Source organism: Aneurinibacillus sp. XH2, from assembly GCF_001439585.2.
Lineage (GTDB): Bacteria > Bacillota > Bacilli > Aneurinibacillales > Aneurinibacillaceae > Aneurinibacillus > Aneurinibacillus thermoaerophilus.
In genome coordinates, this window is sequence record NZ_CP014140.1 from 2,492,960 (window position 1) to 2,515,527 (window position 22,568).

General features: G+C 48.6%; 24 protein-coding genes. 1 reads left to right on the top strand and 23 read right to left on the bottom strand.

All coding sequences use genetic code 11. The annotated features are described in order from the left end of the window. Nucleotides 1-4: 4 nt before the first annotated feature. The 8 genes from ACH33_RS12255 to ACH33_RS12290 all read right to left on the bottom strand — a co-directional run bounded on the left by ACH33_RS12255 (nt 5) and on the right by ACH33_RS12290 (nt 6,556). The gene (locus ACH33_RS12255; protein WP_057899280.1) at nt 5-529 is read right to left on the bottom strand and encodes a ubiquinol-cytochrome c reductase iron-sulfur subunit; all 525 of its coding nucleotides are present in this window, start codon (nt 527-529) and stop codon (nt 5-7) included. A gap of 178 nt (nt 530-707) precedes the next feature. Then, the gene (locus ACH33_RS12260; protein ID WP_162265037.1) at nt 708-1,142 is read right to left on the bottom strand and encodes a DUF2487 family protein; all 435 of its coding nucleotides are present in this window, start codon (nt 1,140-1,142) and stop codon (nt 708-710) included. A gap of 156 nt (nt 1,143-1,298) precedes the next feature. Then, the gene (locus ACH33_RS12265) at nt 1,299-1,502 is read right to left on the bottom strand and encodes an IDEAL domain-containing protein (protein WP_057899282.1); all 204 of its coding nucleotides are present in this window, start codon (nt 1,500-1,502) and stop codon (nt 1,299-1,301) included. A 226-nt stretch (nt 1,503-1,728) separates the two neighbouring features. Next, a complete protein-coding gene (locus ACH33_RS12270; RefSeq protein WP_057899283.1) occupies nt 1,729-2,814 on the bottom strand; it encodes a hypothetical protein in 1,086 nt (361 codons plus the stop codon). A gap of 100 nt (nt 2,815-2,914) precedes the next feature. After that, entirely contained in the window at nt 2,915-4,009 is a 1,095-nt protein-coding gene (locus ACH33_RS12275) for a tetratricopeptide repeat protein (RefSeq protein WP_057899284.1), read from the bottom strand. Between the two features lie 104 nt (nt 4,010-4,113). Then, entirely contained in the window at nt 4,114-4,746 is a 633-nt protein-coding gene (locus tag ACH33_RS12280; RefSeq protein ID WP_057899285.1) for a zf-HC2 domain-containing protein, read from the bottom strand. 2 nt (nt 4,747-4,748) lie between these two features. Then, complete coding sequence (locus ACH33_RS12285; RefSeq protein WP_236781879.1) at nt 4,749-5,360, bottom strand: RNA polymerase sigma factor; 612 nt, start codon at nt 5,358-5,360, stop codon at nt 4,749-4,751. A gap of 188 nt (nt 5,361-5,548) precedes the next feature. After that, nucleotides 5,549-6,556, bottom strand: a complete 1,008-nt coding sequence (locus ACH33_RS12290) for an amidohydrolase family protein (RefSeq protein ID WP_057899286.1) — start codon at nt 6,554-6,556, stop codon at nt 5,549-5,551. A 255-nt stretch (nt 6,557-6,811) separates the two neighbouring features. Here ACH33_RS12290 and ACH33_RS12295 point away from each other — a divergent pair, with 255 nt between their 5' ends. After that, nucleotides 6,812-6,994, top strand: a complete 183-nt coding sequence (locus ACH33_RS12295) for an aspartyl-phosphate phosphatase Spo0E family protein (protein ID WP_057899287.1) — start codon at nt 6,812-6,814, stop codon at nt 6,992-6,994. A gap of 357 nt (nt 6,995-7,351) precedes the next feature. Here the strand turns inward: ACH33_RS12295 and aroA are convergent, their stop codons facing one another. The 15 genes from aroA to hepT all read right to left on the bottom strand — a co-directional run bounded on the left by aroA (nt 7,352) and on the right by hepT (nt 22,542). Next, entirely contained in the window at nt 7,352-8,635 is a 1,284-nt protein-coding gene (gene aroA / locus ACH33_RS12305; RefSeq protein ID WP_057899289.1) for a 3-phosphoshikimate 1-carboxyvinyltransferase, read from the bottom strand. A 13-nt stretch (nt 8,636-8,648) separates the two neighbouring features. Next, the gene (locus ACH33_RS12310; protein WP_082706046.1) at nt 8,649-9,746 is read right to left on the bottom strand and encodes a prephenate dehydrogenase; all 1,098 of its coding nucleotides are present in this window, start codon (nt 9,744-9,746) and stop codon (nt 8,649-8,651) included. Nucleotides 9,747-9,790: 44 nt separating this feature from the next. After that, complete coding sequence (gene hisC / locus ACH33_RS12315) at nt 9,791-10,870, bottom strand: histidinol-phosphate transaminase (RefSeq protein WP_057899290.1); 1,080 nt, start codon at nt 10,868-10,870, stop codon at nt 9,791-9,793. Between the two features lie 39 nt (nt 10,871-10,909). Next, entirely contained in the window at nt 10,910-11,731 is an 822-nt protein-coding gene (gene trpA / locus ACH33_RS12320) for a tryptophan synthase subunit alpha (RefSeq protein WP_236781880.1), read from the bottom strand. Further along, nucleotides 11,731-12,933, bottom strand: a complete 1,203-nt coding sequence (gene trpB, locus ACH33_RS12325) for a tryptophan synthase subunit beta (RefSeq protein WP_057899291.1) — start codon at nt 12,931-12,933, stop codon at nt 11,731-11,733. Before trpB ends, trpA begins: the two co-directional genes overlap by 1 nt. Continuing rightward, nucleotides 12,911-13,597: a phosphoribosylanthranilate isomerase gene (locus ACH33_RS12330; protein ID WP_057899292.1), complete on the bottom strand. Its 687-nt coding sequence runs from the start codon at nt 13,595-13,597 to the stop codon at nt 12,911-12,913. Before ACH33_RS12330 ends, trpB begins: the two co-directional genes overlap by 23 nt. Further along, a complete protein-coding gene (trpC, locus tag ACH33_RS12335) occupies nt 13,594-14,409 on the bottom strand; it encodes an indole-3-glycerol phosphate synthase TrpC (protein ID WP_057899293.1) in 816 nt (271 codons plus the stop codon). The genes ACH33_RS12330 and trpC overlap by 4 nt, the downstream gene beginning before the upstream one ends. Then, entirely contained in the window at nt 14,399-15,424 is a 1,026-nt protein-coding gene (gene trpD / locus ACH33_RS12340; RefSeq protein WP_057899294.1) for an anthranilate phosphoribosyltransferase, read from the bottom strand. The genes trpC and trpD overlap by 11 nt, the downstream gene beginning before the upstream one ends. After that, nucleotides 15,417-16,937 (bottom strand): anthranilate synthase component I, encoded by a 1,521-nt coding sequence (trpE, locus tag ACH33_RS12345; RefSeq protein WP_057900368.1) that lies wholly within the window; start codon nt 16,935-16,937, stop codon nt 15,417-15,419. Before trpE ends, trpD begins: the two co-directional genes overlap by 8 nt. Nucleotides 16,938-17,191: 254 nt before the next feature. Beyond that, nucleotides 17,192-17,566, bottom strand: coding sequence for a chorismate mutase (aroH, locus tag ACH33_RS12355; RefSeq protein WP_057899296.1), 375 nt, complete (start codon nt 17,564-17,566; stop codon nt 17,192-17,194). Beyond that, a complete protein-coding gene (gene aroB, locus ACH33_RS12360; RefSeq protein ID WP_057899297.1) occupies nt 17,566-18,666 on the bottom strand; it encodes a 3-dehydroquinate synthase in 1,101 nt (366 codons plus the stop codon). Before aroB ends, aroH begins: the two co-directional genes overlap by 1 nt. A gap of 3 nt (nt 18,667-18,669) precedes the next feature. Next, complete coding sequence (gene aroC, locus ACH33_RS12365; protein ID WP_057899298.1) at nt 18,670-19,830, bottom strand: chorismate synthase; 1,161 nt, start codon at nt 19,828-19,830, stop codon at nt 18,670-18,672. Between the two features lie 132 nt (nt 19,831-19,962). After that, complete coding sequence (locus ACH33_RS12370) at nt 19,963-20,739, bottom strand: CheR family methyltransferase (protein ID WP_057899299.1); 777 nt, start codon at nt 20,737-20,739, stop codon at nt 19,963-19,965. 209 nt (nt 20,740-20,948) lie between these two features. Further along, nucleotides 20,949-21,398 (bottom strand): nucleoside-diphosphate kinase, encoded by a 450-nt coding sequence (gene ndk / locus ACH33_RS12375; RefSeq protein WP_057899300.1) that lies wholly within the window; start codon nt 21,396-21,398, stop codon nt 20,949-20,951. A gap of 190 nt (nt 21,399-21,588) precedes the next feature. After that, nucleotides 21,589-22,542 (bottom strand): heptaprenyl diphosphate synthase component II, encoded by a 954-nt coding sequence (hepT, locus tag ACH33_RS12380; protein ID WP_057899301.1) that lies wholly within the window; start codon nt 22,540-22,542, stop codon nt 21,589-21,591. Nucleotides 22,543-22,568: the final 26 nt, after the last annotated feature.

Here is a 22,568-nt window from a genome sequence, read left to right on the forward strand (position 1 = left end):
CACATTATGCCCCCTCTGCAATCGTGTTTGCCTTAACATCACCAAGCAGTACTTTGCCGCCTTTCACTTCGACCTCATACTGATCAAGCGGTTTCATTGGCGGCGTCCCAGGCACGTTTTTTCCGTTCTTCTCATAACGTCCCAAATGACATGGACAGAAGAATTGGTTTTTATGCTCTGGACTCGTGTTCCAGCTTACTGTACACCCCAAATGTTTACAAATTGGTGAAAGCGCAATCACTTGATCGCCCTGTTTGTACACCCAGGCTGTTAGAGGAGTCTCATGCTCGCCGGTCCAAACATCTTTAATTTTCTTCTTGAAATTGAAACTTTTCGGCTCTTCGGTAATTTCGCTTAAGCTCGCTACAGGAATTTTTCCGCCGGCCGCGTCTGCTTTTTGCAGCGCGGGATCGATCGCGAATCGAATCATCGGTGCTAACATCCCAGACGCTAAAAACCCACCGACTCCAGTGAGACAATAATTGAGAAATTGTCTTCTGGATACCCCCTTGTTGTCTCGTTCACTCATACTCTAACCTCCTATCCTTATGATAATGGCTGCATATGCTACAACACATCTTTACCAGGACATAATCATCATACTGAAAGGGGGAATGAACTGTCAAGAATTTGCATCCGAGGAAAGAATATAGATTGTTGCGCTTTTCTTCTTGTTATATAATTTGTCACAATTTGCTTTCTATTCATCATAGCCACAGTGCAATACAGTGTTTTACAAGCCGATCGCTTTCGTGCCGCGCTTTTTCCAAAAATGTTTTTGAATCCGTTTTCTCTTCTGGCGGTGCAGAAACAATATAGGTATTGATCTGTTTTTTCATTAATGCTGTCGACATAGCGCTATCATTTGTAACCACTAAACAATGTGGAAATCTGTCGATAAGACCATAAATATTTTGTGCGATGAAATCACAGGCAATCTTCACGGAACTTTCTTTTTTAGATATAACGCTTAACGGCTGGAACAAAAAAAGACGCCCGGTCAACTGTCTTTCTACATAACCACATACTCTCTCCAACCAAAGCTGCTGCTTTACCCAATTGATATCCCAACAAGTACCCAAGACGCATACAGGGTAAACAAGCGTGTCCACATATTCTTCCATTCCGATCATTTGCTCCATATCTTCCGTTTTCCACCGCATGATTTTCCCTTCTTTCCTTTCGTTTTCTTTTCAAAATTATGAAAAAGACTCGCGGGCGTTGTCGCTCGCCTTTTTCCTTTACTAAAAAAACCCGGAGATTCCGGGTTTAGCTTACCATAAACTGCCTGAGAAACGCTACTCATTCACTTCTTCATCCAACATTTTTTTCAACTCGCTGCTAAGTTCCTTAAATTTCGCTTCATCTCCTGCTTCCAGTGCCTCATCAATATGCTTATACAAGGTATCAAGTCGGTATTTGCGAATCGCTTCATCCAAAATCATTTCTGCCAACAAACTGAACGTCGAAGGATGAACAAGGTTTAGCTTTTGCTTTCCCATTGGTTTTCCCTCCAAATCAATGTTGCACCGTGTAGCCGAATGTATAGATGTTTACTCACTGTGTCGAACGCCTTCTTACTCCTTGCGCCTAAAATAACCACAATATTCAGAATTAAACAACTTTGCGTCACCTATGCTCTGTTCCACAAAGAAGAATGACGACCTTCCTACTTTATCATATTCCCACCTGCGTAATGTGTCCTTGTATTAGTTACAATTTTATAACTTATCTAGTATCTAATAAAGATTTACCCCAACTTGTTAGACTATAAACAACCTTTCCTTCAGGAAACATGCCCCGGCGCAAAAGTCCAAGATGAACCATCATGGCTAGCAAGCGGCGACGGATCACAGCTTCTTGTGAATCGTAATAAAAGGGAAGAACCCAGTTCCGCAACGCACAAATAAGGCTCTCTTCTTCCAACCATTCCGCCTCGCAAACGCAAGCTACTAACTTCCACAAACTTTCAATCGAAGGAATTGCTTTTTTGTAAGATAACAACCAAAACTCGACAAGGCGCTCCGCTCTTTCTTCTCTTCCCTGCTCCTGACAAGCCACCTGCCGCATGCCTTCATCAGTTAACACCAATTCTTCTTCCCGCTCGCTTAACCATTGCCTATAGTGTGCAAAATCATACAACAGAGCCAGGCGGTCGGGATAATCCCGGAATCTCCTTCCGTATCCGAAACGCCATTCCTTTCCATCAGTCAAATTTTCGCGTACAGACATCAGTTCCATCATTTTTTGTTGCTGCTTACGATACATTACCCCTTCCTTGGACAGCGGTACACGATGTGTTTGTACATATAGCAAAAACTTTTGCAAATCATGAGCCATTACATACGTGTCGTCGCGGTATAAATCTGGCTTCGTATAATTACCATATGCAAGTGCACGCACTTCTTTAACAAAAATTTCCCGAAAACGATGTCGCAAATCCTCAGGCATTGTAAATGTTGGGGCAAATTGCTTTTGCATGCGGAATAACCACCCGCGCTCCAGCGCTTTATGAAGCAGCTCCTCGTGTTCATTGTGTTCGATCTTCTCACAATATGCTTTCCGTGCCCGGCTCAGCAGCGCTTCACGCGTATATTCCTTTTTCCGCTCATAAATAATCGGGAGCAAAAAACGCTTCTCCTCCCAGTTTAGCCCTTTATGCAAATCTTGAAAAAAAGCAGCAGAAGTCAAACGGTTATGGAGACTTTGAATAAGCTCATGTTTCGAATTACGATTGCATTCCAAGTTATAAATAGAAGCAAGTTGATGAAGCTGCCGGATATCGGCATATACAAGCGTGTCAGCCAGATTCACCCTCATCTCACCTTTCGCGATTATCCTCTGTTACCTGTCATTATTGACAGAAAGAAAAGCAGACTATACCTCGTGTCCCATCGGACAACCGCGCTCATTTTTACTGTCCGTTTATCTGCTGACGCAAATCCTCATACCTTTGCCGCGTATCCCAAAACTCATCTTCGGTCGATAGTACCCGCTCATAAGACAGCAGCGCCTCTTCCTTATCTCCTTTTGCTTCTGCCACACGTCCCCGCCAGTACCAATATGCCGCAGCCTCTTCATCCAATTTATACAGGCGCGAAAGCGCATTTTCGGCCCTGGCCCATTCTTCCATCGTAACAACGAGACGCAAATATCCGCATAACAACTCTTCTTCTTCAACATGGAGCGCAAGCGCCCGTTCATAAATTACCAGCGCCTGTTCACGCATGTTTAACTTCCATAGTGCTTCCGCGAGCAACGGGTAAGCGACCACATAATCAGGATCGACTTCAATCAGACGCGCAAGACTTCGTACTGCCCGCTGCCAGTTTCCCGTTTGATATGCGATCATCCCCGCTCCGTACAATGCTTCTGGCACTTCTTCGCTTTCCGCTGCTTTTTCGTATAACGCAAGCGCTGTCTCGAACTCCCCCTGTCGTGCTGCCATGCGGGCTCGTTCTAATAAAATGGCCGCATCATCTTCAAATCTTTTAAGCGCCTGCCACTTCTCCATCGCCCGTCCACTTTCTCCCTGCTCGGCGTACAATTTGCCCAATAAATATTGAACTTCCTCGTTGTCCGGCGCAAGTTCGGCAGCCCGCTCCAAATACCGGATCGCTACTTCTTCAAGACCTTCAAGTAAGAACACTTCGCCAAGCAAAGCGTATACACGGTAATCATCCGTTCCTCCTTCCTTTATAGCAAGCAATATATCCATTGCTTCCTGCAGCCTGTCCAAATCAATATATAGCGATGCCCGATACACAGCTATTTCGTGCCACGCCTCTTCGCTCTGTCCGCCGCACTGCGCTTCCAGCTTATCTAATATCGCAAGCGCCGTCTCATGATGTCCTAACTCATGATATATAGTAACAAGCTGCATCTCAAGCTCAGTATTTCCAGAATATTCTTCTTTCAACTCTTCAAGGCCCTCAAGCCCTCCTGCAATTTCTCCAGCTTCAAGCAAAGCGAGAGCCTGATTCAGCCGTTTCTGCCATTTTTGCTCCATGCAAAACCTCCCGGTTCTTTTTGCGCTAATTAGGTACTTTTTCACTGCACGATGACATATGCTTTCTTACTTCATCAAAAAGAAAAACCGTCCGGAACGAACGGTCAGCCTGTATGTTTCTTCACGCGCGAAAGCCAGTTCATGCTGATCACAGTAACCAGTATACCAAATAACGCCATAAGTAAACCATAATGAATGCGAGGCACACGTTCTTTGGCAGACAAACTGTATGGAATCGGATCAGCAAGGCTGGCGATCACACCGTATTGAGCGTTTTTTCCAGCTCCTTTACCCGCATCTGGCACAAGCGACAACGCCTCTGCCGATAGAACCGTGTCCGTCGCTGTATCTATGGGCATCGCCTGCATGGCCTCATTTAACTGCTGTCCAAGCATAATCAAAGGTAACAGACAGGCAAGCAACGCAGCAAATGCGAAACCGGTAATCAGCCGACGCACCACAGGTGAAATAGGCCTGGCGTGTTCCGGCGCAGGAGATGCCCATTTATTTTCTTTTAGAATTCGCTCCATCACTTTATCAGAAACTGTAACATGTTCATATGCGGCAGGCAAAACAGGGGAATGAAGGAACGTCTGATTCGAATCTATGTAAACAGCGTGCTCTTCCTGACAAGCCGGGCACTGTTCGAGGTGCTCCTCCACTTCTTCTTCAAGCGAGGAAGATAACTTGCCTTCCATATAGTCCGGCAGCAGTCGTCGAAAGGTTTTACAATTCATGCCTATCTCATTCCTTCCGCTTCATCGAGCGCTGTGTCCAATATGTATGGTTCTAACTGTTGCTTAATACTATGACGGGCGCGAAACAAAAGAGACTTAACAGAACTTACGGTGGAATTTAGAATCATAGCGATTTCTTTATAATCCAATTGTTCGTATTCCCGAAGAATAAGGGCTGTGCGCTGTTTTTCAGGCAATCGGTTAATCGCCTGGCGCACGAGATGCACACGTTCCGTGCGAAGCAGTTCCTGTTCCGGCAACTTATCGAGCGCGATACGCGCAGGCTGTTGCTTGCTATCTTCGAGATATACCTCGGAATTCCGACTCTTTCGTAATTCGCTTAATACGGTATTACGGGCAATCGTATACAGCCAAGTGGAAAACGATGCTTCTACATCCCTGAACGTTTGCAGGCTGCGAAACGCCTTATAAAATGTCTCCTGCGTCAAATCTTCCGCCAAATTTTCCATATTATAACTTTTTAACATATGAAGAATAAAAGCGAGAATTCTGCGCTCATAACGGTTGATAAGTTCAGCATAATAGTCTACCCGACCGTCTTTAATCTCACGGATCAACTGAGAGTCAGTTAACTGAGAATCAATACTAGCCAAGATCGGTTCCCCCCTTCATTGACTCCCAATCCTCCCCGGCGCCACCCATATACCCCATGAAAATTCGGCAGCTCCGGGGAGCATATCTACATATCTGTTCTTTTCTCTTTGCTTCCCTACTATTACGCTCTGTAAAAAACGATATCTCCATTATCTAAAAACATCTAAAGATAAAAAGTTGAAGTTTGCTATACCGTTGCAAAAAATAATTGTTTGCTTCTTCTTCCTTTCGTATAGACGAAAGTAGGGCTCCAAAATGTTGCATCATTCGCCAAATTTTTTTTTGGAAGCAAAAAAAAGTCAGCTTCTGTGCCAGGTACGATCGCTCCTTTGTCCGGATAAGCAGAAAACAGCTTGGCGGGAAGCCGGGCTCCAGCTTCCACCAAGCGGCGCAGCCTGTGTTCACGCTTCTCCTCCTGTTCCGTATAGGCATAAGCCAGCGAAACCTGGCCAAACTGTTTCCAGCGAAACGAAAGGGACGAACGATTGTTCATTTCCCAGGCGACATATCCCCAGGGCAAATATTTTACAGAGGAAAGGAAGCGAATGATCCCTTCGTCTTCGTCCAGCACAAGCGGAATCCCCCGCCCTTCCAGCATGGAAACAAGGAGAGAAAGCTTATCGCATAACCAGCGCTTTTTCTCACGCAGAGACCATTCCCCGGTAAACGAAATCTTTACGCTAAGGCGGTATTTTGCAAAGCCGGCAAGGAGGATGGACCAGAATGACCCTGTCAATTCATCGGATGGGGCCACCATCATCTCCAGCATAGGAATACGATGCGCCAATACGCTTCTGATAAGCGCTTCGCTTACGTGCCGATACGGCACACGAAGCCGGACGCGATGCGCAAGGCGGCTGTTATGATGCATAGCCAACTCATATCCTAACCATTTGCGCCAATCAGGCACATGAACTATCGTAAGCTCATCAACATAAATTGTAAACCCCTTTTTTAACCAGGACTTCTGTACTTCCTTAAATTCATCATTGGTTGTTCGCGTGCTGCCGAGCGAAGAACCGAAATGGAAAAAGCCAGGCAGCATATATTGTTCACTTCCATCTATCTCTTTTATCGGCGGTTTCGGAGCAATATGTTCGTGAATATAATAAATTTTTTCTCCTTTCACCCAGACATCAGCCGTAAAACAGCGTTCCGGATTTACAATGGTCACACCGCGCACGATAAATTCCATCTTATCCCTCCGTTTATTCGCTTTGTTTCAGGTCGCTTCAGGTGCTGCCAAGCGCCACGATAACGTTTTACAACGTCATAACATGTCCATTTCTACATGCATATGAGGCGTCGAAAAAAAAATGCTAGAAAAATATTCTGTTATAATTTGTCGATTGATTAGGGCTTTTCTGGCACCGGACGAAGTAATACAATGAGACATGTGACTGGATAAAGATATCAAATCATGCGACTTATCAAGGAGGCGTGGTTATAGATGGAAGAAAAGAGATTAATTCATCTCATTATGGAAAAGCGGCGCTCGATGCACTCTCTTTACATTCAAGCGAATAAGAATTTGCGGGATGAAAAGGTGCTGGCAGCAAGCAAAGAGGTAGACCGTCTGATTAATGTTGTAATGAAGCAAAGAATGTCTGCGCGCAGTAAAATTCATTGCTAAAAGCGGACGTACCGGTCATCCGAATGCTTTTAAAAAACGCTGCAACCAAAAATGGAAGTCTGTTTGCATAACATAGATAGTCACTCAGACTTCCTCAGGGCGAATGAATGACATCTCTGGGACGAAAATCCGGAAATAAGCCTGAAGAACTGGCAGCCGGATTTTTTTTCTTTTCAAATAGCAACAACCGTGTTTTGATTCGACAAAAAAAATCCGCTTCGCCATGATAGACGAAGCGGTATGGGAAGTTCCCATATATGGATAGGAGTGGAGAGAAACCATACTATAATCTCCATTATAGAAAAAAACGGTAAAAAGTCAATAACTTATTCAGATTTATTTAATTTTTTAAATGATTCATTCAATCGTTTGTTCTAACTTTGTAAAAAATCCCGGGAACGATACATTGATGGACTCAGTATTTTGAATGGTTGTCTCTCCTGAAGCCGCCAGCGCAGCAACCGCTGCCGCCATGCCGATCCGGTGATCGCCATGGCTATCGCACGTAGCACCCGTAAGTCGTGTTTTGCCTCGGATGATCATGCCGTCTTCCGTCGGTTCAATATCCGCACCAAGCTTGCCGAGTTCCGCTACCACCGTATCAATCCTGTTCGTTTCTTTTACTTTTAATTCGGCTGCATCACGGATAACCGTAACACCTTCTGCCTGCGTCGCCAACACCGAAATGACAGGGATCTCATCAATCAGGCGCGGAATGATAGCTCCGCCGATTTCTATGCCTCTAAGCGGCGCATGCTTAATTTCAATATCGGCTACCGGTTCACCGTTCGTCTCCCGCACGTTGTACAGAATCAAATCGGCGCCCATCTCTTTCAATACATCAATAATACCGGTCCGGGTTGGATTCATACCAACATTACGAATCATAAGATGACTGCCCGGCAAAATCGCAGCCGCTACCAGCAAGAACGCTGCCGAAGAAATATCTCCAGGAACTTGAATACGACCGGGCGACACAAGGCGCTGCCCGCCGCGGACACGCACACCGCCTTCAAATGATTGTACTTCTATACCGAATGAACGAAGCATCCGTTCCGTATGGTCGCGCGACAATCCCGGTTCATACAGCACAGTCTCTCCTTCTGCCTGCAATCCTGCCAGCAGCACCGCCGATTTCACCTGGGCGCTACTCACCGGGGAACGATACTCAATTCCTTTTAAGTTTCCGCCGCGAATGGATAATGGCGTGAAGCCCCCGTTCTGTCTTCCTGCGATATCAGCACCCATCTGGCGCAACGGAATCGTGACCCGTCCCATTGGACGACGGGCAATGGATTCATCGCCTACAAGCACGCTATGGAACGGTTGAGTTGCCAGAATGCCCAGCATCAGGCGGATCGTCGTACCGGAGTTTCCGACATCCAGAACCTCTGCCGGCTCCGTCAGACCGTACCAACCTTTCCCCGTGATACGCACATGCTCGCCTTCCTGTTCAATATCAATGCCCATTTTGCGAAAGCAAGAAATCGTGCTTAAACAATCGGCACCCGGAAGAAATCCTTCGATGGTTGTCGTTCCTTCTGCCAGCGCGCTAAACATCACAGCCCGGTGCGAAATCGATTTATCGCCGGGAACTGTAACCTCGCCCCGGACGCTGTTTACGCCTTGTATTTTTTTCATGTCATCCACCTTCCTACTCACGCTCATATACGCCATACCCTTCAGCTTGCAGTGCGGCCCTCGCTTTTTCCATATCTTCCTGACTGCGAAACGAAATCCGCAATACCCCAAGAATGTCTTCCCGTGTCTCTAAAATCCGGATGTTTGTAATGCTAATATTTTGCTTTCCAAACAAAGTCGTTATTCGGCCAATGACCCCCGGTTCATCCGGTACATCGACATATAAATCAAAATAGGGGGAAAGAGCTCCCTTTTTCTTTTCTGGCAATCCATCACGAAACCGGCGGGCATCAGCAAAAAACTTCTCAATCCCTTCCCCGTCCGCTTTTTCAATTAAGTCAGAAATCCGCTCGAGCGTCTTTTTCCAATCTTCAGCTAGCTTTTTCATGACCTGCCGGTTGTTCAGCAAAATGTCGCGCCACATCCGTGGGTTACTGGAAGCGATGCGGGTAATATCGCGGAATCCGCCCGCCGCCAGGCTGCGGTACCAATCTTCTTCATCGTTGTACGAAGCGATCTGGTTAACCAGCGTGGACGCGATAATATGCGGAAAGTGACTGATCGCACCGACTACCTCATCATGCTTTTTTGCATCCATCAGCACCACTTTCGCGCGCGTCGGAGCCAGCAGCCGGGTCAGCTCATTCACGATCGTCTTAGGCGTATCCTCAGCCGGCGTTAGAACGTAATACGCATTCTCAAATAAACGATCATGGGAAGCTTCCACACCTGACTTATGAGAACCGGCCATCGGATGTCCGCCGATAAAATATACGCCCCGTTGTGCAAACCCGTGCGATAGCTCCATGATGGACACTTTTGTGCTGCCAGTATCTGAAATGACCGCGCCTTTTTTCAGAGGTGTATAGCGCAGGAAAGAAATCAACTCCTGCAGTTTGCCCACAGGAGCGCATAAAAAAATATAATCGGCCTGCACCACCGCTTCGGCCAAATGTGTCGTTCCTCTGTCAATAACGCCGAGGGACTCGGCCATGCGCAAATTCTCTTCCACTACATCAAATCCAGTAACATGTACATTTTCGTTTTTTTTCAGGGAAAGGGCCAACGACCCCCCGATGAGCCCTACCCCTAGAATTGCAATTTCTGTCATACGTCTGCTTTCTCCTCCACTTTGCATCTGCTTCATGCAGGGCATTATTGTTTCGCGGGGGCCAACACCGCTTTCAATGCAGCCAGCATTTTCTCATTTTGCTCTTTGCTTCCGATCGTCACACGAATCGCCTGCGGGAACGCGCGAATAATTACACCCTGTTTCAACATCTCTTGAAAAACCTCTTTTGTATCCCGCTCCACTATCGCATATACGAAGTTTGTTTCCGAACGGTAATACGGAACGCCTATCTCGTCCAGTCCTGCGTACACTTGCTCCAATCCTTCCATATTGGCCGCTTTGCAACGTGCGACGAATTCCTGATCCGCCAGTGCGGCGAGGGCCGCTTTTTGACCGAGATGGTTTACGTTAAACGGTTCACGCACGCGGTTTAGTTTATCAATAATTTCCTCTGCCGCTATGCCATAGCCGACGCGCAGCGCCGCAAGACCATAAATTTTTGAAAATGTGCGCAGAATAATTAGATTTTTGTATTTTCTCAAAAGCTCCAGCGAACGCGGGAACGCGTCATCTTTTACATACTCTACATACGCTTCGTCCAGCACAACAAGCACATGCTCCGGCACTTGATCCAGGAAGCGGATAAGCTCTTCTTCCGTCACGATCGTTCCGGTCGGATTATTCGGATTGCACACCCATACGACGCGCGTATTCTCATTCACTTTCGCCAGCATACCGTTCAAATCATGCTTGCCTTCAACGCACGGAACTTCAATCACTTCTGCACCTTCGATCGTTGCGTTCGTTTTGTACACGACAAACGTCGGGGCTGCCATTATGGTATTCGTACCTGGCTCTAAATACGCGCGGGCAAGTAACATCACTATTTCGTCCGAACCATTGCCAAAAATAAGCTCTTCTTCTTTTACATTCAAAAAAGAAGCAAGCGCAGAACGTAATTCAAGGCAGGCGCCGTCCGGATAAATCGGCAAGTTGTCAAGCTGTGACACGATTGTCTCTTTTACTCTTGGCGAGCAACCGAAGGGGTTTTCATTGGATGCAAGCTTGATCACTTCAGTTAAACCTAGTTCCCGCTTTACATCCTCGATCGGTTTGCCTGGTTCATACACAGGCAAGTTTACAATCCGGGTTTTTGGAATCATACTCTCACCTCTTGCCCAATTTATTTTATTTGTCATCCATCATACCCTAGATTGCAATTGTTTTACAAATCTTTTTATTATACAAAAACCTTCTTCTTTTGTTTCCGGATTTAAAAGCAGTGGCTCCGCCTCCTTGATTTTTTCAAGCAAGGCGCTTCCAACAATAAATCCGTCGCTGTACGACGCGACCAAACTGGCCTGCTCGGCTGTAGAAATGCCGAATCCGACCGCTACAGGTACAGATGCGTATTGCCGCACCCGAGCAAGGAAACGAGTCAAGCCCGGATCGAGCGCGGAGCGAACCCCTGTAACACCAAGCGAAGATACACAGTACAAAAATCCCTTGGCACGGGTCGCAATCATCGCGACTCGCTGCTCCGAAGTAGGAGCTACCATGAAGATAAGCGGGCGATTGAATTCTTCAGCCAGCCGTTCAATATTTTCAGCTTCTTCCGGTGGCAGATCCGGAATGAGCAAGCCATCCACCCCGGCCGCTTCCATCTCTTTAAATACTCTTTCTTCTCCATACTGAAGCACCGGGTTAATATATGTAAACAACACAACAGGGATGCGCAATCCGCGCGCGCGCATATCCGCTGCAAGTTCGAGCGCACGTCGAATGGTAACCCCATAGGATAAAGCCTGTGCGGACGCCCGCTGGATCGTCGGTCCGTCCGCAAGCGGGTCGGAATATGGCACGCCAAGCTCCAAAAGGGCCGCACCCGCCTCCTGCAATGCAAGCGCCAGTTCCACTGTTATATTCGGCGTAGGATAGCCTGCCGTAATAAAAGGTATAAACGCCTGCTTCCCAGCAGAAAATGCGGCGATAATCCGTTCAGCTCCCGTTTTTACATTCATCATCAGCACTTTCTCCCTTCCCGTTCATAAATTTGTGTCACATCTTTATCCCCCCGACCGGACAAGCAAACGACAATCACTTGGTCTTTTGCCAGCGTCGGCGCTAGCTTTACCGCTTCCGCAATCGCATGTGCGCTTTCTAGAGCGGGAATGATGCCTTCTTCGCGGCACAACAATCTGAGCGCGGCCAGCGCTTCCTCGTCGGTAATCGCGCGGTACTCAGCCCGCCCGGTTTCGCGCAAATAGGCGTGTTCTGGCCCCACGCCTGGATAGTCTAGCCCGGCGGAGATGGAATGGGGTTCGATAATTTGTCCGAACTCATCCTGCAACAAATAGGTCATCGTACCATGAAGCACACCCCGGCTTCCTTTCGTCAGCGTCGCTGCGTGCTTCTTCGTCTCCAGCCCCTGGCCAGCCGCTTCCACACCAATCAGTGATACATCATTATCTTCAAGAAACGGATAAAAAATGCCCATCGCGTTGCTGCCACCGCCTACACAAGCGACAATATAATCCGGCAAGCGGCGCTCCTGTTCAAGCATTTGCATCTTTGTCTCGTCGCCGATAACGCGCTGGAAATCGCGCACCATCTGCGGGTACGGATGGGGGCCGGTTACAGTTCCAATGATATAAAAGGTTGTATCTACATTGCCAACCCAGAAACGGATGGCTTCACTCGTAGCGTCTTTTAGCGTTCGCGTACCCGATGTGACCGGTACCACTTCCGCCCCGAGCAATTCCATACGGAACACATTCAGCTTCTGCCGCTCCATGTCTTTCTCACCCATAAACACTTTGCATGAAAGCCCGAGACGCGCTGCGACCGTAGCCGTCGCCACGCCGTGCTGTCCGGCTCCCGTCTCGGCGATAATTTCCCGTTTGCCCATTCTTTTAGCAAGAAGCCCCTGAGCCAGCGCATTATTGATTTTATGGGCGCCGGTATGGTTTAAATCTTCACGCTTCAGGTATATGCGCGCGCCACCCAACTTCTCGGTCAAACGTTCGGCAAAATAAAGCGGCGTTGGCCGCCCGCAATACCGCTGCAACAATTCCGCAAGTTCTTCCTGAAATGTCTTATCATACAGCGCCTCTTCGTACGCCGCTTCCAGTTCGTCAAGCGCATTTACCAGCGTCTCCGGAACGTACCGGCCGCCGAACGCGCCAAACCGCCCTTTGCTTTTCTTACTCAACTGCACTCTGCTCATACTCATCCATCCTTTCGATAATCGTCTGTATTTTTTCGATGTCTTTTCGCCCTTGTGTCTCTGCGCCGCTGGAAATATCAACGCCGTCCGGCCGATACCGCCGGAGCAGCGCTGCGATATTCCCCGCATTAAGCCCACCTGCAACCAAAAGCGGTAGATTATGCGCTTTGGCCCAAGTATGATACTCTTCAATCCGCTCCCAAGCAAACGTTCTCCCCGTCCCTCCGCGGCGCGCGCCGCACGCTGTATCCAGCAAGACATAATCAACGGTTCCTGCATACTCGATTACATGCCGCGTTCCATCCTGCCCCCTGCGCTCCTCTTTCCCATCTGAAATGCTGAACGTTTTCGTAACGGCACACTTGAACCGCCTCCGCACTTCCCGGCAAAATTCCGGCGTTTCATCGCCATGCAGCTGGATGATATCAAGCGGAGCGGCGCGGAATACTTCCGCAATTTCTTGCAGTGAAGGATTAACAAATACGCCCACCGAACGCGCACCAAACGGCACGGTATGCGCCAGTCTCTCCCATTCAGCGGGCGTGACTTTGCGACGGCTTTCGGCGAACACGAAGCCGAGCTGATCAACGTGAAGATTCCGTTCCGCAATCAGCGCAAGCGTCGCTTCTTCTGTAATGCCACAAATTTTCAATAAAGGCCTCATCGGCTGGCCCCCTTGCTAGCATAAGCCGCGTGTCCAACAAGAGAGCAAACGGCCTGCTCTACGTTCGCTTGCCGCATGAAATGCTCCCCGACCAGCACTCCATCAATCCCAGCTTCCATAAGGGTCATGATATGATCCGGCGAATGAATGCCGCTTTCGCTAATCGTCACAGTTGACTGCGGCAATTGTCCGAGAAGGTTCAGCGTCGTCGCAAGCGACGTGGTGAATGTTTTCAAATCCCGATTGTTAATGCCAAGTAAATCTGGTTCGACCGCATCAAGCACCGTATCAAGCTCTTCTGCCGTATGCACCTCGACCAAAATCTCGAGTCCCAGCGCCCGGGCTTCCTCCGCCATCCAACACAAGCTTTTTTTATCGAGGATCGCAGCGATAAGCAACACGACATCAGCACCGTGCGCCCGCGCCTCGTACAATTGAAGCGGGTCAATAAGAAAATCTTTGCGCAAAAGCGGAATTGACTTCGTTAGCCCTTCTTTAATATTACGTAAATACGATAAGTGTCCTTGAAAATACGGCGCGTCCGTAAGCACCGACATCCCTTCCACATCCGCCGCTTCATACGCACGTGCGATGGCGAGCGGATCGAACGGATCGCGGATAAGCCCTTTGGAAGGGGACGCTTTCTTCACTTCAGCAATGACGCCGACGGGACGTCTCCGTTCTAAGAAACGACGCTTCAGCGATAAACACGGCGGCAAGTCTGCTATCAGCCGTTCCATTTCCGCCAAGGAAACTTCCGCGCGCAACCGCTCCACTTCTTGCTTTTTTGTAGCCACAATCTTATGAAGCATGGCTAACACCTCCCGTCACTTCTACAAGCTGTTCAAGCTTCCGCTTCGCTTCCCCAATATCGATCATCTCCTGCGCAAGCCGAACACCTTCTCCGATAGAGGCGACCTGACCACCGACATAAAATGCAGCAGCCGTGTTCAACACGACAATATCGCGATATGCTCCCTTCTCCCCATCAAAAACGCGACGAATAATCCGCGCGTTTTCGACAGCGTCCCCCCCTGCTACATTTTCCAGAGGATGAACGGACAGACCAAACATTTCCGGGTGAATCGTATATGGAGAAATCATCCCGCAATCAACTTCCACCACATAAGTAAATCCACTTATGCTAATTTCATCTAAACCGTCCGCGCCCGCCACCACAAGCGCGCGCTTGACACCCAGTTCCACCAGCACTTCCGCCACCTTTACCCCCAGGTTTCTATCGTAAATGCCAAGCAATTGACGTTCGGCGCACGCCGGATTCGTCAGCGGTCCCAGCAGATTGAACACGGTGCGAAAACCTAGCTGGCGCCTGGGTTCAACCGCGTGTTTCATCGCCTGATGGTACTGCGGTGCGAACAAAAAGCAAAGATTTGTCTCTTCCAAGCAACGAATCGCTTCTTTTGATGAACTTGTAATCGTGACGCCCAACGCTTCAAGAACATCCGCGCTGCCGCTTTTACTGGATACAGCTCGATTGCCATGCTTGGCAACGCGGGCACCACCCGCCGCGGCTACAATGGCCGCCGCTGTCGAGATGTTGAACGAGATACCACCATCCCCGCCCGTTCCGCACGTATCAAGAAGCTCTTCGCCTTTTGTCTCCAGACTGACCGCTTTCTTGCGCATCGTTTCTACAAAGCCAATAATTTCATCCACCGTTTCACCTTTCATGCGTAAAGCGGTTAAAAAACTGGCAATTTGCGTCGGGTGCGCCTCCCCGTCCATAATCAGACGCATCGCCTCCCGCGCTTCTTCCCGCGTTAATGACTTCCCTTGGGCCACCTGGCCAAGCAACTGTTTAAACATGTGCACTCATCTCCTCTACGCTCGTCATTTTCTCCGCTAAGCTCAGCGCATGCAGCATCGCCCGCACCTTGTTCCGTGTCTCTTCGTATTCATTCTCAGGTATGGAATCAGCGACGATGCCGGCACCGGCCTGCACATACGCCATACCATCTTTAAACAGGATGGTACGAATAACAATGCAAGAATCAAGATTACCGCCAAAACCAAAATACCCTACCGCGCCGCCATAAAAGCCGCGCGCTTCGCCCTCCAACTCCGCAATAATTTCCATTGCCCTGATTTTTGGGGCACCTGAGAGCGTACCTGCTGGAAAACAAGATAGGAGAGCATCAAACGGTTCTTTATCTTCGGCAAGCGTTCCCTGGACGTGAGATACAAGATGCATGACTCGTGAATAGTACTCGACCACCATTTGCTCGGTCACTTCGACGCTGCCGTAACGGGAAACACGTCCGACATCGTTACGCCCCAAATCCAGTAGCATAAGATGTTCCGCGCGCTCTTTCTCATCGGCAAGCATATCGGCGACAAGCGCCGCGTCTTCCGCTTCATCCATCCCCCGGCGCCGCGTGCCCGCAATCGGACGCATTTCCACTTTGCCATCTGTTACTTTCACCAAAAGCTCCGGCGACGTGCCGACGATCGTCGCACCGTCTATTTCAAAATAGTACATATAAGGCGACGGGTTCGTCAGCCGGAGAATGCGGTACACCAGCAGCGGATCCGCCTTGTGCGGTACAGCAAAACGCTGAGATAACACTACCTGAAAAATATCGCCTGCCGCGATGTATTCTTTTGCCCGCTCCACCCGGCACATAAACTCCTGCTTTGTCATGTTGCTGACTGCGGCAAGCGGTATGCCTTCAGACGGAATGTTATCCACACGCGCAAATGCCCGGGTCTCCGACTTCGCGATCCGGCTTACCAGTTCGCGAATACGCCCACATGCAGCTTCGTACGCGGCTCGTACGTCCGCCTCTGACATCCCCTCTTTCACCCGCATATTCACGATTACCTTGACTTCCTGTTTAAGATGATCGTATGCAATCACCTCGTCGACAAACAGTAAATGCAACGTATCCAGCTGCAATTCGTCATGCGAGGCTTTAGGCAACATTTCTACAAAACGGAGCGTATCGTAACCAAGCAAACCGACCGCACCGCCTGTAAATGGCGGCATGTTCGGTAGATTTGGACTGCGAAAACGGCTAAGTTGACGCCGAAATGCTTCTAAAGGATTCCCTTCTACCCTGATGCGCTTGGCATCACGGTATATAAATTCGGCCCCCTCATGTCCGGCACGAAGTTTTAAAAAAGGACGCAGGCCGATAAATGAGTAACGTGCCCAACGACTTTCATTTTCTACACTTTCCAATAAAAACGAATCTTTTTGTTTTAGCGTCTGATACAAATGAATTGGGGTAGCCTGGTCAGCCAAAAAGGAATAGGAGACAGGAATAAACGTAAAGCTGCGGCTAAGTTGCAACACTTCGGATAAAGATGGGGTAAATATCATGTTTTCACCTCTCCTCATATTTGGAAGAGGGCCAAAGAAGAAAAGAAAGGACAAAAACCCGGGGCCGCACAGCCCCGGGTTCGTCTGTTCCGTTCAAATACAGACAGATTTTCTTCCTAGGCTCCGCTCTTCTAAGACTCAATCTAAGCTCTTCTTCATCCTTACACTCTGCTTGTTTCCTCTGTCTTACAGATATTTTCAGCATATCGGCTTTTTCATGCGCTGTCAACCATTCTTCTGGCAGAACGACGTTATGTAAGCCGTGAACTCAAATCTGGACGTAGCACAACTGCCCCTTCCAGGAATATATGCCGGATTTCGCGAAGCGATTTCTCTGTGTTGACAAGCATCATAATACGAATGCATTTCTCCAGGCTGCCCGGCACCGGAATTTCGTTAGAACACATGAGCGGTACTAAATCAAATCCCGGAATCGCCCGCACACCACGCGCCGGAAACGCCGCGTCCAAATCGCGCGTTACCGTAATTATGACGCTCGCTATATCCTCCGTGTTTATCCCGTTTGCTTCAATCATGTTGCGCATAAGCCGCTCGGTCGCTTCCAGAATGGCCGTCTCTTCATTGGCAGCAACGGTAATGGCCCCGCGAATTCCCCGAACCGTCACTACGACTCCCCTCCTTCCTGCAAAGCACGCAATACTTCACGCACCTGCTCTTCTGCTACATCTTTTTTAATTTCCACTTTTCCGATTGCAGTCGGTAGTACAAACACAAGTTTGCCGCCTTCCCCTTTTTTGTCGCGCCGCATCGCTGCGATAACATCATCCGCTTTAAGCGGGAGCATAAGGGAAACAGGCAAGCGATACTTCATAAGAACGCGCCGCGTTCGTTTGCTTACATCGTGCGCGATCCCCATTTTCTCCGAAAGCATGGCGGCAGCAACCATGCCGATCGCAACCGCTTCGCCATGATTTAGCTTCTCATAGCCGCACAACGCTTCAAACGCGTGACCAAACGTATGGCCAAGATTTAAAATGGCGCGCAGTCCCTGCTCGCGCTCATCTTGCGAGACGACCGCCACTTTTACGCTACAGGCGCGCAAAAGCGCTTCTTGCAATAGCGTATGGTCAAAGCGCTGCAAACCTTCCGCGTTTTCTTCCAGCCATGTCACGAACGTTTCGTCCCAAATCATTCCATGCTTAATAACTTCGGCAAATCCCGCTGCCACTTCGCGCGGCGGAAGCGTTTTGAGCAGTTCCGTGTCATACGCGACAAGCTTCGGCTGGTGAAATGCGCCGATAATATTTTTGCCGAGCGGATGGTTCACTGCCACTTTGCCCCCAACACTGCTATCATGAGCCAGAAGCGTCGTCGGGATTTGCACGAACGCGACGCCGCGCATATAGGTAGCAGCCACAAAACCTGCCAGATCACCAACCACGCCGCCTCCGAGCGCAAGAAACGCCGATTTCCGGTCAAGGCCCGCTTTAAGCGCTGCGGTAATGATTTGTTCGTACACCGCAAGGCTTTTCGCTTTCTCTCCTGCCACAACTACAAAATGAGATACAGCATATCCAGCATCACGTAAAATGGTTGTTGTCTTTTCAAGATATAACGATGCCACATGCTCGTCCGTTACAATAAACAGTTTGCGTCCGGTATCGATCCCGGCTTCTTCAAGCAAGCCGGGCAGCCTTCCAAGCGCCCCAGGCCCAATCCAAATCGGATACGAACGCTCCCCCAGCTCCACCTGTAATCTCTTCATTGTCTAAAACCTCTCTACATGCTTTCGATAACTCTCGTAGTTTTTCTTCATCTCTTCAAGCGAATCGCCACCAAATTTCTCAACGAGCGCATCAGCAAGCGTCCAGCACACAACCGCTTCTGCCACGACGCTGGCCGCTGGCACGGCGCAACTATCCGAACGTTCAATGCTTGCAGCAAATGTCTCTTTGGTGTCAATGTCAACGCTGTTCAGCGGCTTATACAACGTCGGAATCGGCTTCATTACACCGCGCACAACGACCGGCATCCCTGTTGTCATACCGCCTTCCAGCCCGCCGGCACGATTCGTTTTACGGGAGTAGTTCCCTTGCTCGTCAAGAATGATTTCATCATGCACCTGAGAACCGGGCCGCGTCGCTGCTTCAAACCCGATACCGATCTCCACACCTTTAAACGCCTGAATGCTCATCACCGCCTGCGCGAGGCGACCGTCCAGCTTGCGATCCCATTGTACATGGCTGCCCAATCCAACCGGCAAGCCCTCCGCGATGACTTCCACGATACCTCCAAGCGAATCGCCATCGGCTTTTGCCTTATCAATTCGCTCCATCATTTTTTGCGCCGCTTCGCTATCCAGGCAACGTACAGGAGACTCTTCCGTAATCCGCATCATTTCTTCCAAACTCACATCGACACGCTCCGCTTCCACTTCGCCGATGCGAAGTACATGTCCGGCAACTTTAATGTCAAATTGTTCTAATAATTGTCGTGCCACTGCGCCTACCGCTACACGAATCGCAGTTTCGCGAGCGCTTGAACGTTCCAGAATGTTGCGCATGTCGCGCTGGTTATATTTCAACGCCCCGTTTAAATCGGCATGGCCAGGACGGGGACGGGATACGCGGCGCTTATCATCCCCTTCTTCCACCGGTGTGGGGCTCATAATCTGTTGCCAGTGAGTCCAGTCTTTATTCTCTACGACAAGGCAAATCGGTGCGCCGGTCGTTTTGCCGTGGCGCACCCCACCGACAATTTTCACCTGATCTTTTTCGATTTGCATGCGTCTGCCTCTGCCATATCCTTTCATACGTCGCAACAGTTGCTCATTAATTTTTTCGATAGAAAGGGGCAAATTGCTGGGTATTCCTTCGATGATTGCTGTAAGTTGTGGTCCATGTGATTCTCCTGCTGTAAGATACCGCATGTTCTTCCTCCACCCTTTTTCATTTTTAAGTGCTATTATAGTATAGCTGCCCGGAAAATCCTAGACAAAATTCAGAAAAAGCGCCGCACCTGGGTGATAGTCCAGGACGCGGCCCTCATCTTCTTCTTTGCTCTACATTTTACGGTAAAAAAATGTGTCTTCCGGCTCAAAGCCATAATGCTGGGGCTGAAAAATCTGCTCCGTGCTCCCGACAAACAACACCCCGCCGGTGCGAAGCGATGCGGCAAACTTATGATACAAATCATGCTTCGCTTCCTCAGTAAAATAAATCATCACATTGCGGCAAACAATCAAGTCATGATTTTTATCAAATGGGTCAGCCAACAAGTTATGGCGCTTAAACTTGATGCGGCGCTTAATATCGTCGGAGATGGCATACATCGCCTCTTCTTTTCTAAAGTATTTTGCAGCCAAATCTTTCGGCATATTCTGTAGCGAACGTTCCACGTATACACCGCGCTTTGCTTTCGCAATGGCGCCTTCATCAATATCGGTCGCCGTGATATCAATTTCCGAAAGCGGCATAAAACGCGACAGCAGCATGGCGAGCGAGTAAGGCTCTTCCCCGGTGGAGCAGGCTGCACTCCAGCATTTTAGTCGTCCTTTTTCTTTTAACAGTCGCGGAATAATTTTCGTTTCAAGCACCTGCCAGCGGCTCGGATTACGAAAAAATTCGGATACGTTTATCGTCATGCGATCCAAAAATTCATTAAACAATTCCTGATTTTTGGTCATCGCTTCAAAAAAGCTATCAAATGTATGATATCCCCGCTTTACACGAAGCGAAGTCAAACGGCGTTTCATTTGTGCTTCTTTATACAACGCCAAATCAATCCCCGTCTTGTGCTTTACTTTGTCAATAAACTGCAAAAAATCTTTGTCTTCCACCTATCCTATCCCCTTCTCTTACTTGCAACATTGTCTTCAATAGAAATAGTATTCGCGTCCTATTCATCTTTTCCTGCTTATTTTTCATTTCATTGTCGGATTTTCGAGATGCAACACGTTTGAGCTTTTATCTTTCACATGGATGACTGGCTGCACCGGAGAAGCAGAAAAAAGAGGCTCCTTACTAGAAGCCTCCCTTCTCTTCAAACTTAAATCCATTTGTTAATTGTTTTTTCGTATACGTGCAGTTCGTCTTCTTTGAACCAAAGCTTGATTTCACGTTCTGCCGTTTCCGGTGCATCGGAACCGTGAATGATGTTCATGCCCATGCTGATGCCGAAATCGCCACGAATCGTGCCAGGAGCGGCTTCAGCAGGGTTTGTCTTGCCCATCATGTTGCGTGCGGTTGCGATGACGTTTTCACCTTCCCACACCATCGCGAATACGGCGCCGGAAGTGATAAAGTCAACCAGTTCGCCAAAGAACGGCTTTTCTTTGTGTTCGGCGTAATGCTCTTCCGCCAACTCACGCGGTACGTTCATTAATTTTGCGCCAATCAAATGAAATCCTTTGCGTTCAAACCGTTGCATAATCTCGCCAATCAGGTTGCGCTGCACGGCATCAGGCTTTGCCATAATGAAAGTACGTTGTTTCGCCATGTATTGTACCCTCCATGTTTCAAAATCATTTTTTGTTATGTACAGTGTGTAAATACACATCGTGAATTTTAACAAATTCAAGGTCTCTTTTCAACTTATGCATGAACCTCTCCCCCCCACTCGTAGAAGTGGGAAGTTCTTTTCTATAAAAAAGCGAGTTTTCGAGGCAATAGGCTTCCCGATGCGTATGCTAAAATTGCCGCTCTCCGATAAAACGCGCGATCTTTAAAAGCGCATCTTTGCTTTTATTATCTGGTAAAGGAGTCAATGCCTGAGCCGCCCGTGTCAGATAACGTTCCGCCAATCTGCGCGCTACCTGAATTCCTTCGCTCTCCCGAATAACCCGAATCATCTCATCTACCCTGTTTTCTTTTACTAATTCACGGAAGCACCGAGCGTCAGGACTGACATGGTACATATATAGAGCCGGCAATGTGATATTGCCTTGCCGTAAATCGCTGCCCGCCGGCTTGCCAAGTTTCTTTTCATCACCGATGAAATCGAGAATATCATCGGTAATTTGAAAAGCCATTCCTACGTTATAGCCATAAACATAAAGACGGTGTACCACATCGGGCGTCGCATCCGCCGCCAGCGCGCCTAGCTGACAACTTATAGCAATAAGCAACGCTGTTTTCCTCTTAATCCGACGCAAATAGTTGCGCAAACTTTGATTCCAGTTATGCAAATCGCGGATTTGTTCAATTTCCCCGGTACACAAATCAACGATAGCACGCGACAAAATTTTATGAATTTGCGGATTGGACAACTCGGTCGCAATCATAAGCGCGCGAGCGAAAATATAATCGCCTGTGTACATCGCAATTCGGTTGTCCCATTTGGACTTAACCGTCATTTTACCGCGTCGAAGTTCGGCATCGTCAATCACATCATCATGTACGAGCGACGCCATATGAATCAATTCGAGCGACACGGCTACATGTTTCAGTCGCTCAATATCATAGTTGCCAAATTTCCCCCCTAGCAGCACAAAGACAGGGCGGATACGTTTCCCTCCCGCTTTGAGCAAATGGCTAGAAGTTTTCTGGAGCACAGGCTCTTTCGTATCAATCGCCCGATCCAGCTCGCGTTCAATATAATCCATGTCCGACCGAAAAGGCCAAAAAATATCCGTTAGTTTCATTACGCTCCACCCAACTGGTTCTTCTC

What these genes read in the sequence shown, in the direction of transcription:
- ACH33_RS12255 (WP_057899280.1), bottom strand. Translation starts at nt 529, where the DNA reads ATGAGTGAACGAGACAACAAGGGGGTATCCAGAAGACAATTTCTCAAT.
- ACH33_RS12260 (WP_162265037.1), bottom strand. Translation starts at nt 1,142, where the DNA reads ATGGAGCAAATGATCGGAATGGAAGAATATGTGGACACGCTTGTTTAC.
- ACH33_RS12265 (WP_057899282.1), bottom strand. Translation starts at nt 1,502, where the DNA reads ATGGGAAAGCAAAAGCTAAACCTTGTTCATCCTTCGACGTTCAGTTTG.
- ACH33_RS12275 (WP_057899284.1), bottom strand. Translation starts at nt 4,009, where the DNA reads ATGGAGCAAAAATGGCAGAAACGGCTGAATCAGGCTCTCGCTTTGCTT.
- ACH33_RS12280 (WP_057899285.1), bottom strand. Translation starts at nt 4,746, where the DNA reads ATGAATTGTAAAACCTTTCGACGACTGCTGCCGGACTATATGGAAGGC.
- ACH33_RS12290 (WP_057899286.1), bottom strand. Translation starts at nt 6,556, where the DNA reads ATGGAATTTATCGTGCGCGGTGTGACCATTGTAAATCCGGAACGCTGT.
- ACH33_RS12295 (WP_057899287.1), top strand. Translation starts at nt 6,812, where the DNA reads ATGGAAGAAAAGAGATTAATTCATCTCATTATGGAAAAGCGGCGCTCG.
- aroA (WP_057899289.1), bottom strand. Translation starts at nt 8,635, where the DNA reads ATGAAAAAAATACAAGGCGTAAACAGCGTCCGGGGCGAGGTTACAGTT.
- ACH33_RS12310 (WP_082706046.1), bottom strand. Translation starts at nt 9,746, where the DNA reads ATGACAGAAATTGCAATTCTAGGGGTAGGGCTCATCGGGGGGTCGTTG.
- hisC (WP_057899290.1), bottom strand. Translation starts at nt 10,870, where the DNA reads ATGATTCCAAAAACCCGGATTGTAAACTTGCCTGTGTATGAACCAGGC.
- trpA (WP_236781880.1), bottom strand. Translation starts at nt 11,731, where the DNA reads ATGATGAATGTAAAAACGGGAGCTGAACGGATTATCGCCGCATTTTCT.
- trpB (WP_057899291.1), bottom strand. Translation starts at nt 12,933, where the DNA reads ATGAGCAGAGTGCAGTTGAGTAAGAAAAGCAAAGGGCGGTTTGGCGCG.
- ACH33_RS12330 (WP_057899292.1), bottom strand. Translation starts at nt 13,597, where the DNA reads ATGAGGCCTTTATTGAAAATTTGTGGCATTACAGAAGAAGCGACGCTT.
- trpC (WP_057899293.1), bottom strand. Translation starts at nt 14,409, where the DNA reads ATGCTTCATAAGATTGTGGCTACAAAAAAGCAAGAAGTGGAGCGGTTG.
- trpD (WP_057899294.1), bottom strand. Translation starts at nt 15,424, where the DNA reads ATGTTTAAACAGTTGCTTGGCCAGGTGGCCCAAGGGAAGTCATTAACG.
- aroB (WP_057899297.1), bottom strand. Translation starts at nt 18,666, where the DNA reads ATGAAGAGATTACAGGTGGAGCTGGGGGAGCGTTCGTATCCGATTTGG.
- aroC (WP_057899298.1), bottom strand. Translation starts at nt 19,830, where the DNA reads ATGCGGTATCTTACAGCAGGAGAATCACATGGACCACAACTTACAGCA.
- ndk (WP_057899300.1), bottom strand. Translation starts at nt 21,398, where the DNA reads ATGGCGAAACAACGTACTTTCATTATGGCAAAGCCTGATGCCGTGCAG.
- hepT (WP_057899301.1), bottom strand. Translation starts at nt 22,542, where the DNA reads ATGAAACTAACGGATATTTTTTGGCCTTTTCGGTCGGACATGGATTAT.